This window comes from Streptomyces sp. NPDC000880 (assembly GCF_053599675.1).
Map to the genome: position 1 here is coordinate 23012 of NZ_JBSFMS010000008.1, position 13616 is coordinate 36627.

A 13616-nucleotide genomic window follows, 5' to 3' on the forward strand; every position below is an offset into this window, starting at 1 on the left:
GTTTCAGCCCGGTTCAGCCCAGCAGGCGGGGCGACAGCGCCCCGCAGGGCAGCAGTTCCACCTCTGCGCCCGCATCCCGCAGATCCGTCAGCACCAGCTCGTCGTACATCAACAACCCTGACTGCTCCGGCCAGACGATTGCCCACAGCCACAGCCCGCGCGCCTCGCCCGCGAAGACGGCGCGGTCGGCGGGGGCGTCGCTGACATGCCACAGCGGGGTGGGGCGTCCCGCGGCGAGCACCTTGGTCTGCGGCGCCTGGTCGACGCAGATGTGCGGGCCGGGATCGGGTCCGTCCGTCCCCGCGTAACGCGCACCGAGGCCGACGCCCAGTTCCTCGGCGATCAGCAGCAGTTCGCCCATGCCTCCGAGCGGGCCGGGCCCCGAGCAGGCAACTGCGGTCGCGCGGCCGCCACTTCGGTCGTCCCCCGCATAGGCGACACCGGTGAAGAGCCAGCCGACGGGCAGCGGCCAGGGCATCCAGACAGGGACTTTCGCGCGGTGCACGACTACACCGAGGGCCTCGACACTGGGCGGGATCACCGGCTGCATTGGGTGCACCGCACCGTGCACATCGCACTGCCAGGAGTCGGCAAAGAGACCGGGCGCCCTGACCCGGCCACCGCACTTCGGGCAACTGGGTTCGCCCCTCATAGCCTCCAACGGTCCTCCCCGGCCGTCGTCGCGTCAAGGACGATCACCCGTCCGGCGCGTGCTCTCACAGGCAAAATTAAATGTACCGTACAATAATTAGAGCGCCTAACTCATAGTTTGCCTATCGCACTCATTCGGCGGAGAAGCAGCCGGTGGCCGACGTGGGAAGCGCCGGAGCTCCAGCCCGTCCACGCGGCCGAGGACAGTGTGACGGTCTTCACCAACTGGCCTGAAATCAGTCGAGAGTTACGGACCTGCGCAGCGGATCGCGCAAGTCCGTGCCGTGCGTCAGCCACCGCTCCTGGAGCTCCTGCGCGCCGTGCACCCGCTTCCAGGCCGCCTCGTTCGACGTCATCGGCAGCAGCGGCAGAAAGCGCACCGCGTCCATGGCCCCGTCCAGCTCCAGGTCCTCCACCAACCCGCCGGGCTCGGCGACAAGCACCGAGCTGAACGGCGCGGCCGGCCACAGCGGACCGCCGACGTCCAGCGAGGCGCCTGGCGCCACGACCACGCCCTCGACCTGCGGGGACGCGGCCAGTACGGCGAGCGGACGCAGCACCTTGTCGGTGTCGGCGAGCCCGGCCCGTACGGACAGCACCAGCTCCGCGCGCGGTCCCTTCACGGGGTCGGCAAGGGCCGCGGTGGGGTCCGTCATCGGGTGGGCGGACATGCCGAGAGTGGCGTACCGCACGATGTCCCCGTCGCCGCCCCGGTCAAGGAACCGGAGCACCTCGATACGGTCCGTACCGAGGAAGGTCACCGCGGCCCGCGCGTCCGGTTCGCCCAGTGCCGTACGCAGCCGGGCCTCGACCAGCGCAAGAACATCTTCCATGTCGCGAGCATAAATGGCGTATGGAACGGGCAAACGAAGGGATTGGCCCTCAGTCGGCTGATAGTCTTGGCCGCTGGTCGGGACAGCACGCAGAAGCGTTGCTCTCGAGTCCCGACGACACGTCATCCCCTACGGGGGACCGGCTGGAGGAGGTGGGGCTGCGGTGGATCGAAGTCGACCGGTCAGTACCAACCGCTCTTCCGCACGGCACCTTTCCTCTGTGATCTGAGGCCTTCCCGCACGGGGCCCATGGCATTTCGCACGACGGAAGAGCACTTCGTTTTTGCCTGTCTGTAGCGAACGCCGTCACCGCGATCCCGCGGTGCCGCCCGCTTTGCGGACGTACGCATCACGTCCCCATTCCGGGCTGTGCCACGCCACTCGTACCGACGGCCTCTCCGTGAAGGAGCCTGCCATGTCGATGATCCGTGACCTGCGTGAAGCGGTCCGTCCGTCCCTGCGCAAGAGCAACGCCCCCTACAGCACGTACGACGCCACCCGCGACCCGTCCGCCTCCAGCGCGGTCGTCGACTGCGCGGTCTACCGCGACGGAAAGCGGATGGAGAGCGCGACCTGCCAGACGCCGCACGAGGCGATGCTGCGGGTGCGGGAGGGCGGCGGCTTCGCGTGGATCGGGCTGCACGAGCCTACGGAAGCCGAATTCGCCGGTATCGCAGCGGAGTTCGGGCTGCACCCGCTGGCCGTCGAGGACGCGGTCCACGCCCATCAGCGGCCCAAGCTGGAGCGGTACGACGACACGCTCTTCACCGTCTTCAAGACGATCCACTACGTCGAGCACGCCGAGCTCACCGCGACGAGCGAGGTCGTCGAGACCGGCGAGGTGATGTGCTTCACCGGCCGGGACTTCGTCATCACGGTGCGGCACGGCGGCAAGGGCTCGCTGCGGGCTCTGCGGCACGGGCTGCAGAAGGACGCCGAGCTACTCGCCAAGGGGCCTTCGGCCGTACTCCACGCCATCGCCGACCACGTCGTCGACGGGTACATCGCGGTGGCGGCGGCCGTGCAGGACGACATCGACGAGGTCGAGATCGATGTCTTCTCCGCGCCCGCGAAAGGCAGCCCGCGCGGCAGCGACGCGGGGCGGATCTACCAGCTCAAGCGTGAGGTACTGGAGTTCAAGCGAGCCGTGTCGCCGCTGCTGCGGCCGATGCAGCTGCTGAGCGAGCGGCCGATGCGGCTGGTCGACCCCGACATCCAGAAGTACTTCCGCGATGTCGCCGACCACCTCGCCCGGGTGCAGGAGCAGGTCATCGGCTTCGACGAGCTGCTGAACTCGATCCTCCAGGCCAATCTGGCGCAGGCGACGGTCGCGCAGAACGAGGACATGCGCAAGATCACGTCCTGGGCGGCGATCATCGCCGTGCCGACGGCGGTCTGCGGGGTGTACGGCATGAACTTCGACCACATGCCGGAGCTGCACTGGAAGTACGGCTACCCGATGGTGCTCACCGGCATCATCGGCGTCTGCCTCGCGATCCACCGCACCCTCAAGCGCAACGGCTGGCTGTAGCCCTGGGGGCTGTCGTTAAGCTGCAGGCATGACAGACATGCTGCTCGGCCAGGCCCTCATCGAGGAGGCCACCAAGAAGTCCGGCCTCATCTGGGTGCGCGGCGAGGGACCCGCGAGGGCCCTGTGGCACGTGTGGCACGAGGGCGCGGCACACATCATCGGCGACGGCCCCGGCGAGCAGCCGCTGCCACAGCTCGTGAACGGCGGTATGGCGGAGGTCACCGTACGCAGCAAGGACAAGGGCGGCCGGCTGATCGCCTGGACGGCGGCGGTGAGCGAGCTGGAGCCGCACTCCGAGGCGTGGGAGTCGGCCGTCGCGGAACTGAAGGGCAAGCGCCTGAACGCGCCGGACGCGGAGCAGATGACGGAGCGATGGGCACGGGAGTGCCGGGTGCTGCGGCTGGAGCCGAAGGACGCGATCCGGGAGATGCCGGAGGGCTCGGGGGCGGCCGCCCCCCTGCCGACGACAGCGACGACGCGGCGGCCTGTGCCGGCGGCGCTGCCGCGCCTGCTCCTGCGCCGCAAGAAGAAGCGCGGGTAGCCCCCGGACGGGGCTTTGCCCTCATTCTCCCCCCAGACTCGTCCTGAGGAGACTGAGTACCAGGGTCCGGGGGCGGGAACAGCTAGTCGCTGGTCTTCGGCAACTGGCGGCCGTAGTCGACCGTTTCGTCCTTCGCCGGCGCCGCCAGCGCGAAGTCCTTGCCCCAGTCCCCCAGCGTCAGCACCCCCGCGCCGCCCGCCCTCGCGAGCTGGAGCGGGTACGGCTTGCCCTCGAGCGAGACGTCGAGCGTGCCGCCCGCGCCCTCGCCCGCCATGACCTTGATCGTGCGGACGCCGCCCACCTGCGTGCGATTGCCCTTGCTGAGCTCGCCCTGCATGCCGAGCAGCCCCTCCAGCAGCACATCCATGTCCGTGAAGCCGCGGAACTGGTTGTACGCCGGGTCCCCCTCCGGCACCTTCACATACTTGTCGCCAAGTTTGCCCGCCGCCTCCGAGTCCGTCTCGCTCGGCTTCGCCTCGCCCTTGCCCCCCGCACCACTCCAGAAACCGGCGTCGGCCTTCAGATAGAGCGACTTCCCGACCCGCAGCAGTTCGAAGGTGTTGTCCTTCGAGGTGACGGAACCGGTGCCGCCGTCGTGCTTGAGGCGCATGTTCAGCTTGTACGTGCCGCCCTTGCTGACCAGCGTCCCGGAGAGGCGTACCGACGCCGCCGCGGCCGCCGCCGCGCGTGCCTTCGTCTCGATCTCGGCGGCGGAGAGCTTGCCGACACCATTGGTCCCCGCGTCCGGATCCTCACTGCCGCATGCCGTGAGCGCCGCGGTCAGCCCGGCACACAGCGCCAGGTGGAGCGCGGCCCGGCGAGCCCGGGAAGCCGGAGGGAGGGGAGTCACAAGCGCACTGCCTCTCATCTGCGTGTAGTTGGTGGCAGACCGCAGCGTACCTGGGCGGAGGGCACCGCTCCGCAGGGAGCCGTACGGACGCCAGCCAGGGCGGCCCAGAAGGGTACGGGCTAGCCTGAAGCCCTCAAACACAGGCATTTCCTGGCAGATGTCCCGGCGAATAGGAGGCGCGGATCATGCCCGCAGGCGCCCCCCGGATCTTTGTCTCCCACCTCGCCGGTGTGCCTGTCTTCGACCCCCAGGGAGACCAGGTGGGACGCCTCCGCGACCTGGTCGCGATGTTGCGCGTCGGCCGCCGCCCGCCGCGGCTGCTCGGCATGGTTGTCGAGGTGCTCAGCCGCCGCCGGATCTTTCTGCCCATGACGCGGGTGACCGGGGTGGAGTCGGGCCAGGTCATCACCACCGGCGTGCTCAACATGCGCCGCTTCGAACAGCGCCCCACCGAGCGGCTGGTGCTCGGCGAACTGCTCGACCGGCGGGTACAGCTCGTGGACACCGGCGAGGAGGTCACCGTGCTCGACGTCTCGATCCAGCAGCTGCCGGCCCGCCGCGACTGGGAGATCGACAAGGTCTTCGTGCGCAAGGGCAAGCCCGGGGCGCTGCGCCGCAAGGGCGAGACGCTGACCGTCGAGTGGTCCGCGGTCACCGGCTTCTCGCTGGAGGAGCACGGACAGGGCGCCGAGAGCCTGCTGGCGACCTTCGAGCAGCTGCGCGCCGCCGACCTCGCCAATGTGCTGCACCACCTCTCCCCCAAGCGGCGCGCCGAGGTCGCCGCGGCCCTCGACGACGACCGGCTCGCGGACGTAATGGAAGAGCTGCCTGACGACGACCAGGTCGAGATCCTCGGCAAGCTCAAGGAGGAGCGGGCGGCAGACGTCCTGGAGGCGATGGACCCGGACGACGCGGCCGACCTGCTCTCCGAGCTGCCCGAGGAGGAGAAGGAGCGGTTGCTGGCGCTGATGCGGCCGGACGAGGCCGCCGATGTGCGCAGGCTGCTGTCGTACGAGGAGCGGACGGCGGGCGGTCTGATGACCACCGAGCCGATCGTGCTGCGGCCGGACTCGACGGTCGCGGACGCGCTGGCACGCGTACGCCAACGGGACCTCTCTCCCGCGCTCGCCGCGCAGGTGTACGTGTGCCGGCCGCCGGACGAGACGCCGACCGGCAAGTACCTGGGCACGGTGCACTTCCAGCGGCTGCTGCGGGACCCGCCGTTCACGCTGGTCAGCTCGATCGTGGACACCGATCTGCCGCCGCTCTCGCCGAACACCCCGCTGTCGGCGGTCACCAGCTATCTCGCGGCGTACAACATGGTCGCGGCGCCGGTCGTGGACGAGGGCGGTTCGCTGCTGGGGGCGGTGACCGTCGACGACGTACTCGACCATCTGCTGCCGGAGGACTGGCGGGAGACGGACTTCGAGGAGACCCTCCGCGAGGAGTCCGCCCATGGGTAGCGGCAGCGAGTACGGACTGACCGAACGCGGCGATCCGAAGGAGCGCATGCCGTCCGGGGCGAGCGCCGCGCCTCGTCACCGGGCCCGGCTCGACCAGCCGCGCGCGCCGCGGCGCAGCCTGCTGCCGGAATACGACCCCGAGGCCTTCGGCCGCTTCTCGGAACGGATCGCCCGCTTCCTGGGGACCGGACGGTTCCTTGTCTGGATGACGCTGACCATCATCCTGTGGGTCGTCTGGAACGTCACCGCACCCAGGGATCTGCGTTTCGACGAGTACCCGTTCATCTTTCTGACGCTGATGCTGTCGCTCCAGGCCTCGTACGCCGCCCCGCTGATCCTTCTGGCCCAGAACCGGCAGGCCGACCGGGACCGGGTCACGCAGGAGCAGGACCGCAAGCAGAACGAGCGCTCCATCGCGGACACGGAGTACCTGACCCGCGAGATCGCGGCGCTGCGGATGGGTCTCGGCGAGGTCGCCACCCGGGACTGGATCCGCTCCGAGTTCCAGGATCTGATGAAGGAGATGGACGAGCGGCGTCCACTCCCGCACGACACCTCCCGCAGGAGTGATGAAGGCGACCGCTGACCGCCCTTAGCGGGGGCGGGTGCCAGCGCCGTACCATCGTCCGTATGGCTACGGAAGACGCGGTGCTTGAAGCGCTGGCGACGGTGAACGACCCCGAGATCCACAAACCCATCACCGAGCTCGGCATGGTCAAGTCGGTCGGGATCGGCGCGGACGGTGCGGTCGCCGTCACGGTGTATCTCACCGTCTCCGGCTGCCCGATGCGCGAGACGATCACCAAGAACGTGACCGACGCGGTCGCGCGCGTCGAGGGCGTCACGCGCGTCGACGTCACGCTGGACGTGATGAGCGACGAGCAGCGCCAGAACCTCGCGAGCTCGCTGCGCGGCGGGACCGCCGAGCGCGAGGTGCCCTTCGCCAAGCCCGGCTCGCTGACCCGCGTGTACGCGGTCGCCTCCGGCAAGGGCGGCGTCGGCAAGTCCTCCGTCACCGTGAACCTGGCGGCGGCAATGGCGGCCGACGGGCTGAAGGTCGGCGTCGTCGATGCCGATATCTACGGGCACAGCGTGCCGCGGATGCTGGGCGTGGACGGCCGTCCCACCCAGGTCGAGAACATGATCATGCCGCCGTCCGCGCACGGCGTGAGCGTGATCTCCATCGGCATGTTCACCCCGGGCAACTCCCCGGTGGTCTGGCGCGGGCCGATGCTGCACCGCGCGCTCCAGCAGTTCCTCGCGGACGTGTACTGGGGCGACCTGGACGTACTGCTGCTCGATCTGCCGCCGGGCACCGGCGACATCGCGATCTCGGTGGCGCAGCTGGTGCCGAACGCCGAGATCCTGGTGGTCACCACCCCGCAGCAGGCCGCGGCCGAGGTCGCCGAGCGGGCCGGCTCCATCGCCGTACAGACGCACCAGAAGATCGTCGGCGTCGTCGAGAACATGTCCGGTCTGCCGTGCCCGCACTGCGACGAGATGGTCGACGTCTTCGGCTCGGGCGGCGGCCAGCGGGTCGCCGAGGGGCTGACGAAGACGACCGGCGCGAACGTGCCGGTGCTGGGCTCCATCCCGATTGACGTACGGCTGCGCGAAGGCGGCGACGAGGGCAAGCCGGTAGTCCTGAGCGACCCGGACTCACCGGCGGGCGCGGCGCTGCGGGACATCGCGGGCAAGCTGGGCGGCCGTCAGCGCGGTCTGTCGGGCATGTCGCTGGGAATCACCCCGCGCAACAAGTTCTGACGCCTGCGCCGCCTCCGCTCAACCCGGGGCTCCGCCCCAAGCACCGCTCCTCAATCGCCGGACGGGCTCCAAAAGAGCCTGTCCGGCGATTGAGGACGGGGCGGGCCGGCTCGAAACGCCCCGGCAGGGTGCCCCTCAGGCGTACGCGCCGAGGTCCTGGACCGCCGAGAAGCCCAGCCCGTACGCGCTCATCCCACGCCCGTACGCGCCGACGTGCACCCCGGCCCGGGTCGAGCCCGCCAGCACCCAGCCGAACTCCGACTCGCGGTAGTGGAAGGTCGTCGGTACGCCGTCGACCGGCAGCGAGAGCATCGACCAGGCGGGCCCGGCCAGATCGTCGGCCAGCTCGAACGCGGTCTCGGTCTGCTGGTCCAGCCAGTCGTCGCGCAGCGAGTGGTCCAACTGGGCGGGCCAGGTGTAGGCCAGCAGCCCCGATCCGGCCAGCCAGGCCGCGGAGGAGACTGTGGTGGCGTCCAGTACGCCCGTGCCGTCGCCGCTGCGCCGCACCGGGCTGGCCGCCACGGTGATGACCGCGGCGAAACGCTCCCTCTCGGCGCCGGCTGCCTCCGACCGTATCGACGGCTCGTCGCCGTGGCCCACCGCGCCATGCTGGACCGTGCCGTCCGCCGCGGTGCCGACCTGCATCAGCCAGCGCCGGCCCGTGAATGCCTCGTCCAGCCCGTACCAAGGGAAGGACGCACGCCGATAGTCGTCGACCGCGCGCTGGGCCGCCGTTCCCGCAGGTGCCTCCGCGAGCGGGGGCTGCCCATCCGGGGCATCGGGATCGCTGACCGCGTCCTGCGCTCCTAGCCGACTTGTCGTCTCCATCTACCCGGCCGCCTCCTCTGTGTCCGAGCCCGGAGCGGACCCGCCCCCCTCGGGCGTCCTCACTTCCGGACAGATGGAGAGAATAGCCACCCTGTCCCGGCTCGCAGGGATTGAGACGCTCAGGTGGCGTCTGCGTCGAAGGGCGGGCGCTCGTCCTGAACGGGCTTTTCGCTCTTCTTGAGCAGGTCGGGGGTGCCCGGCGAGCCGTTGACGGCTGCGGGGACCGACGTGTCGGATTCGTTGCCGTTCACCGCGTCGGCGACCTCGTTGATCTCCTTCTTGAGGTCGAAGCTGCTGCGGAGGTCCTTGAGATCCTTCAGGTCCTCGTTCTCGTTCAGCTGCTTGCGGATGAACGCCTTGGGATTGAGGTCCTCGAATTCGAAGTCCTTGAACTCCGGACCCAGTTCGCTGCGGATGTCGTGCTTCGCGCTCTCGGAGAACTCTCGGATCTTCCGGATGAAGCGCGTGGCGTCCTGGATGACTTTCGGCAGCTTGTCCGGGCCGAAGATGAGCACGGCGAGCACTACGAGCGCCACCAGCTCCAGTGCGCCTATGTCATTGAACACCCTGCTGCTCCTCGTGTTCTCTGCGGCCCGCAAGGTTGGATGGGGTCCGGGCCCGATCCACGGTACCTGGCGGAACTGTCCGCACGGTACCTTCCGGTGGCCGGCGCCGGCACCGGCCTCGTCGGCGTTCCGCTGTCCGTCATGTGCCGTCCGCGGAGCCGAGCGTGAGCGTCATCGTCCGTTCATTGCCGCCGCGGACCAGGGTGAGCTCCAGCCGGTCGCCCGGGCGGTGCGAGCGGATCTTGACGATCAGCTCCTCGCCACTGTGCACCCGCTGGCCGTCGACCTTGGTGATGATGTCGCCCGGCTTGATCCCCGCCTTGGCACCAGGGCCGCCCGAAGTGACGGACGGGCTGCCGTCCTTGCCCTTCTCGCCGACACGTGCGCCGTCGCCGGTGTACTTCATGTCCAGGCTGACGCCGATCACCGGGTGGGTGGCCTTGCCGGTGTTGATCAGCTCTTCGGCGACGCGCTTGCCCTGGTTGATGGGGATCGCGAAGCCGAGTCCGATGGAGCCGGCCTGGCCACCCTCGGGGCCCGCACCGGAGTCAGCCGCACGGATCGCGCTGTTGATGCCGATGACCCGGGCCTTGGTGTCCACCAGCGGACCGCCCGAATTGCCGGGGTTTATCGGGGCGTCGGTCTGCAGTGCGTCGACGTAGCTGACATCGCTGCCGTCGCCCTTCGCGCCGCCTGCGGTGATGGGGCGCTCCTTGGCGCTGATGATGCCGGAGGTCACGGTGTTCTGGAGGTCGAAGGGTGCGCCGATGGCGACGACCGGGTCGCCGACCTGGACGCTGTCGGAGTTCCCCAGGGGCAGCGGCTTGAAGCCCGAGACACCGGAGACCTTGACGACGGCGAGGTCGTAGCCGCTGTCCTTGCCGACGAGCGTCGCCTTGGCGGTCTCGCCGCCGCTGAAGGTGACGGAGATGTCGCCGCCCGAGCTTGCCGGATCGACGACATGGTTGTTGGTCAGGATGTGGCCCTGCTGGTCGAGCACGAAGCCCGTGCCGGTGCCCTGTTCGCCGCCGCCGCTGACATGGAGCGTGACGACGCTCGGCAGCGCGCTTGCGGCGATGCCCGCGACGCTGTCGGGCGGGCGGTTGCCGTTGTCCCTGGATGCCTGCGGGAGCTCGACCTGGGTGATGCCGCCGTTACGTTCGATGTACGCGCCGATGCCGCCGCCGATGCCGCCTGCGACGAGCGCCAGAAGGACCGCCCCGGCCACCAGCGATCCGCGCCCACGCTTCTTCCTGGCGGGCTCACCGGGGTGGGTCAGCGGCTGACCGGGCGCGCTCCAGGGGTCGTACTGCAGCCAGTGGGAGGTCGCGGGCTGCGGCGGCCGGGGCTGGATGTGGGGCTGGTGGACGTGCGGCTGGGGCTGGGTGTGGGGGTGCAGCGGCTGGGGCTGGGTGTGGGGGTGCAGCGGCTGGGACGCTTGGGGCACCGGCGGCGGGGCGTACCCGCCGCCGGTGGCCGGCGCGGCGCCGTTCGGCGTCGGGGCGTACTGCGGCGGTACGGGAGTGCCCTGCGCCGGAGTCGGCATCGGTCGCTGTACGGGAGGTGCGGGCGCCCACGGCCCGGGTCCGCCGTACGGCGGGGTGCTGTACTCGTCGGGCTCGTGCAGCGGCTGCGGCCTGCCCTGTGACGGCGTGGGCAGCAGCTCCGCCGTCACCTCGGTGTCCGCGGCCACGGTCGCGTCCTCGGGCACCGGAACCGGCAGACGCGCCGGCACAGGCTCCGACACCGACATCGCCTCCTGCGCCGCCGGCTCGGGCAGGGTCGCACGTCCCGCGCTGGGCCGGCTCCACCACTTCGCCTTCGGTCCGGTGGGCTTCCCGTCGTCCATGCTCTCCCCGCAAACTGCCGGCCAATGCGCACCCCCACGGGGCACCCCTCAGAGGATTCAACCAGGTTCGCGAATCTCCGCGCAGGGTCCTGCTCAGCGCCGGGACGACAGGGGCAGCGCAGACTGGGTCGGGGCAGCGAGATGCGTGGGGACCGGTGTGGCGCTCGGGGTGAGCCCGGGGGCGGTCGCGAGCTGGAAAGCCAGGCCCGTCGGACGTATCAGCGGCGGGGAGTAGGGGGAGTAGGACGCGTTGGTCAGCATCGGGGCCGAGAACGGCTGGTTCAACGGCGCCGGGGCCAGCAGGCTGGGCGCTCCGGCGATGACGGGGCGGTCGTCCGACCTGGCCGGGCCGTTGCCCCCAGTGCGGCGGCGCTCGGTCTCGGTGCTCCTGGGGTTGCCCGCGACAGTGGCGCCCGCGGTCGGGGTCGCGGCCCGCAGCGGCGTGACGTTGCGCCCCGCGCCCTCGCCCCTGGGACCGGCCGGAACCGAGGCGTCGAGCGGCAGTGCCCCGCCGAGGGCCATCGCCGCGAACGACACGGCGCTGGCCGCCGCGAAAGCGAACCTCCGCCCGCGCCAGGGCGAGCGCTCCGCTTCCGTACGACCCACGTCATGGATTTGGAAGCCGCTGCCGGAACCGCCGGGAAGCACGGTCGCGTGTGCGCCCGCGGGAACGTATCCGAACGTCTCCGTTCGGGACTCGCGGGAGTCCCCCCGGCCCCGTCCCGACGAAGGGCTCAGCGCTCCGAACACGCCGTCGCCGCCGAGCCGCCCCCCGTCGAAAGGTCCACCTCGGCCTTCGTCGTCACCTCCGGGTCCTGCGGGCAGCCCCTGGAGCCGCGCGAGCAGCCCTTCGGAGGGCAGCGGCGGCGCGGTGTGGGCGAAGACGTTCTTCAGGCGGCGCTGGGCATCGGCCTCGGCCTTGCACTTGGGGCAGGTCGCCAGATGGGCCAGCACCCGGTCCCGGGCATCGTGTTTGAGCTCACCGTCGACGAGCGCGGCGAGCCGGTCCCCCAGGTGCTGCTCCGCAGGGGTGGGGCTTGAGCCACTCACGCCGGTCCGACCTCCCCTGCCAAGCCGACCGCACCCGCCAGTGAGCGCTGCTCGGCACGTGCCTCGGGGGAACGGTGCTGCAGAGCCTTGCGCAGATGGGACCGGCCGCGATGGATCCGGCTGCGGACCGTGCCGAGCTTGACGCCCAGGGTCGCGGCGATCTCCTCGTACGAAAGCCCCTCGATGTCACAGAGCACCACGGCGGCGCGGAACTCCGGCGCGAGGGTGTCCAGCGCCTGCTGTACATCGGCGTCGAAGTGGGTGTCGTTGAAGACCTGCTGCGGGGACGGCTCGCGGCTGGGCAGCCGCTCGGCGGCGTCGTCGGCGAGCGCGTCGAAGCGGATCCGCTGCTTGCGGCGGACCATGTCCAGGAAGAGGTTGGTGGTGATGCGGTGCAGCCAGCCCTCGAAAGTGCCCGGCGTGTACGTCGACAACGAGCGGAAGACCCTCACGAAGACCTCTTGGGTGAGGTCCTCGGCGTCATGCTGGTTGCCCGTCAGCCGGTAGGCGAGGCGGTAGACCCGGCCGCTGTGCGTGCTGACGATTTCCTCCCACGTGGGAGGGGTCCACGCCTGCGATTCCGCATCCGATGCGAAGGTCGCGGTAGTTACGGAGTCAGTGGAGCGAAAACGGTCAGCAATGTCGGTCACGGATCTCGGCTCACCCGACGACCTGAGGAAGCGCCTCAGCACTCCTCTCCGATCCGCAGGTGCAGCCGCACCTCCCCTGTCGGCTCTGGTGGTGTCCAGCGGAGCCCCTACCATAGCCACCTCGCCCGTTAGCTCCGGATAAGAATCTTTACGCGAATTTGGGTCCTGCTTCTGGTCCTGATCCATGCGCTTCCCCCTGTCCCTCCATAACGCCTGGTCCCATCCGCGGGTTCCCGGGTGCAGCCGATACAGTCAGCCTCGCGCCACTACGGGGACAGGAGAGGGTCATTACCGCCAACCGGCAGACGAGCTGGGCGTTCGCCGACGCCTTTGTCGCCGAGGACGACGCGCTGCGCTGGGCCCGTGACCGGGCCCGGGAGTCAGGGCTCCCCTCGGTGTCGCCAGGCACCGGCGCCGCGCTGCGACTGCTGGCTGCCACCGCCGACGCGAAAGCGGTGGCCGAAATCGGTACGGGGACGGGTGTCTCCGGGATCTATCTGCTGCACGGGATGCGGCCCGACGGCGTTCTGACCACGGTGGACCCGGAGCCGGACCGGCAGCAGTTCGCCAAGGAGGCGTTCCGCGCGGCGGGCTTCGCCGGGAACCGGGCGCGTTTCATCCCCGGTCGCGCGCTCGACGTACTCCCGCGGCTGGCCGACGGCGGTTACGACCTCGTCTTCTGCGACGGCGACCGGACGGAGTCACTGGACTATCTCGCTGAATCGTTGCGCCTGCTGCGACCTGGCGGTCTGGTCTGCTTCGAGGGCGTATTCGCGGACGGCCGCACGGTCGACTCGGCGGCCCAGCCGGCGGAGGTGCTGCGTCTGCGGGAGCTGCTGCGCGCGGTACGGGAGAGCCAGGAGCTGCTGCCGTCGCTGCTGCCGGTGGGCGACGGCCTGCTCTGCGCGGTCCGCCGCGGCTGAGCCCCGTCGCCTGGCGGGGCGCGGTCCGCCACCGGCCGCCCCGAAGCGGGCAAGGGCCGCCGGCCCCGAACCGCGCGGGCGCCACTGCCTGCCCCACCCCGCCACCCCGCCCGTTAC

The 13616-nt window shown here is 70.4% G+C and carries 14 protein-coding genes; 6 read left to right on the top strand and 8 right to left on the bottom strand.

Annotated elements, in window-relative coordinates; translation table 11 throughout:
• Positions 1–13: 13 nt before the first annotated feature.
• Positions 14–652, bottom strand: a complete 639-nt coding sequence (locus tag ACWDO5_RS04420; protein ID WP_450528263.1) for a DUF6758 family protein — start codon at positions 650–652, stop codon at positions 14–16.
• 235 nt (positions 653–887) lie between these two features.
• Positions 888–1484, bottom strand: a complete 597-nt coding sequence (locus ACWDO5_RS04425) for a suppressor of fused domain protein (RefSeq protein ID WP_450528264.1) — start codon at positions 1482–1484, stop codon at positions 888–890.
• Between the two features lie 415 nt (positions 1485–1899).
• Here ACWDO5_RS04425 and ACWDO5_RS04430 point away from each other — a divergent pair, with 415 nt between their 5' ends.
• Together ACWDO5_RS04430 and ACWDO5_RS04435 are read left to right on the top strand one after the other, a co-directional pair.
• A complete protein-coding gene (locus ACWDO5_RS04430; protein ID WP_450528265.1) occupies positions 1900–3015 on the top strand; it encodes a magnesium and cobalt transport protein CorA in 1116 nt (371 codons plus the stop codon).
• A 28-nt stretch (positions 3016–3043) separates the two neighbouring features.
• Positions 3044–3556: a hypothetical protein gene (locus ACWDO5_RS04435; protein WP_450528267.1), complete on the top strand. Its 513-nt coding sequence runs from the start codon at positions 3044–3046 to the stop codon at positions 3554–3556.
• 82 nt (positions 3557–3638) lie between these two features.
• Here the strand turns inward: ACWDO5_RS04435 and ACWDO5_RS04440 are convergent, their stop codons facing one another.
• A complete protein-coding gene (locus ACWDO5_RS04440) occupies positions 3639–4406 on the bottom strand; it encodes a hypothetical protein (RefSeq protein ID WP_450528269.1) in 768 nt (255 codons plus the stop codon).
• A gap of 185 nt (positions 4407–4591) precedes the next feature.
• Here ACWDO5_RS04440 and ACWDO5_RS04445 point away from each other — a divergent pair, with 185 nt between their 5' ends.
• Genes ACWDO5_RS04445 through ACWDO5_RS04455 form a run of 3 tightly spaced genes read left to right on the top strand, consistent with a single transcriptional unit; the run spans position 4592 to position 7633 of the window.
• Entirely contained in the window at positions 4592–5869 is a 1278-nt protein-coding gene (locus ACWDO5_RS04445; RefSeq protein ID WP_450528270.1) for a magnesium transporter MgtE N-terminal domain-containing protein, read from the top strand.
• Between the two features lie 46 nt (positions 5870–5915).
• Positions 5916–6455 carry a DUF1003 domain-containing protein gene (locus ACWDO5_RS04450; protein WP_450528387.1) on the top strand — a complete coding sequence of 180 codons (540 nt, stop codon included), beginning with the start codon at positions 5916–5918 and terminating at the stop codon, positions 6453–6455.
• A 44-nt stretch (positions 6456–6499) separates the two neighbouring features.
• Positions 6500–7633 (top strand): Mrp/NBP35 family ATP-binding protein, encoded by a 1134-nt coding sequence (locus ACWDO5_RS04455; RefSeq protein WP_450528272.1) that lies wholly within the window; start codon positions 6500–6502, stop codon positions 7631–7633.
• A gap of 135 nt (positions 7634–7768) precedes the next feature.
• Here the strand turns inward: ACWDO5_RS04455 and ACWDO5_RS04460 are convergent, their stop codons facing one another.
• The 5 genes from ACWDO5_RS04460 to sigE form a co-directional block, all read right to left on the bottom strand.
• Positions 7769–8461 (bottom strand): hypothetical protein, encoded by a 693-nt coding sequence (locus ACWDO5_RS04460; protein ID WP_450528274.1) that lies wholly within the window; start codon positions 8459–8461, stop codon positions 7769–7771.
• A 119-nt stretch (positions 8462–8580) separates the two neighbouring features.
• Entirely contained in the window at positions 8581–9027 is a 447-nt protein-coding gene (locus tag ACWDO5_RS04465; protein ID WP_450528276.1) for a sec-independent translocase, read from the bottom strand.
• Positions 9028–9166: 139 nt separating this feature from the next.
• Positions 9167–10876, bottom strand: a complete 1710-nt coding sequence (locus ACWDO5_RS04470; RefSeq protein ID WP_450528278.1) for a trypsin-like peptidase domain-containing protein — start codon at positions 10874–10876, stop codon at positions 9167–9169.
• A 93-nt stretch (positions 10877–10969) separates the two neighbouring features.
• A complete protein-coding gene (locus tag ACWDO5_RS04475) occupies positions 10970–11926 on the bottom strand; it encodes an anti-sigma factor family protein (protein WP_450528280.1) in 957 nt (318 codons plus the stop codon).
• Positions 11923–12690, bottom strand: coding sequence for an RNA polymerase sigma factor SigE (sigE, locus tag ACWDO5_RS04480; RefSeq protein WP_450528283.1), 768 nt, complete (start codon positions 12688–12690; stop codon positions 11923–11925). The genes ACWDO5_RS04475 and sigE overlap by 4 nt, the downstream gene beginning before the upstream one ends.
• A gap of 107 nt (positions 12691–12797) precedes the next feature.
• Between sigE and ACWDO5_RS04485 the strand changes: the two genes are divergently transcribed.
• Positions 12798–13499 (top strand): O-methyltransferase, encoded by a 702-nt coding sequence (locus tag ACWDO5_RS04485; RefSeq protein WP_307665833.1) that lies wholly within the window; start codon positions 12798–12800, stop codon positions 13497–13499.
• Positions 13500–13616 lie beyond the last annotated feature (117 nt).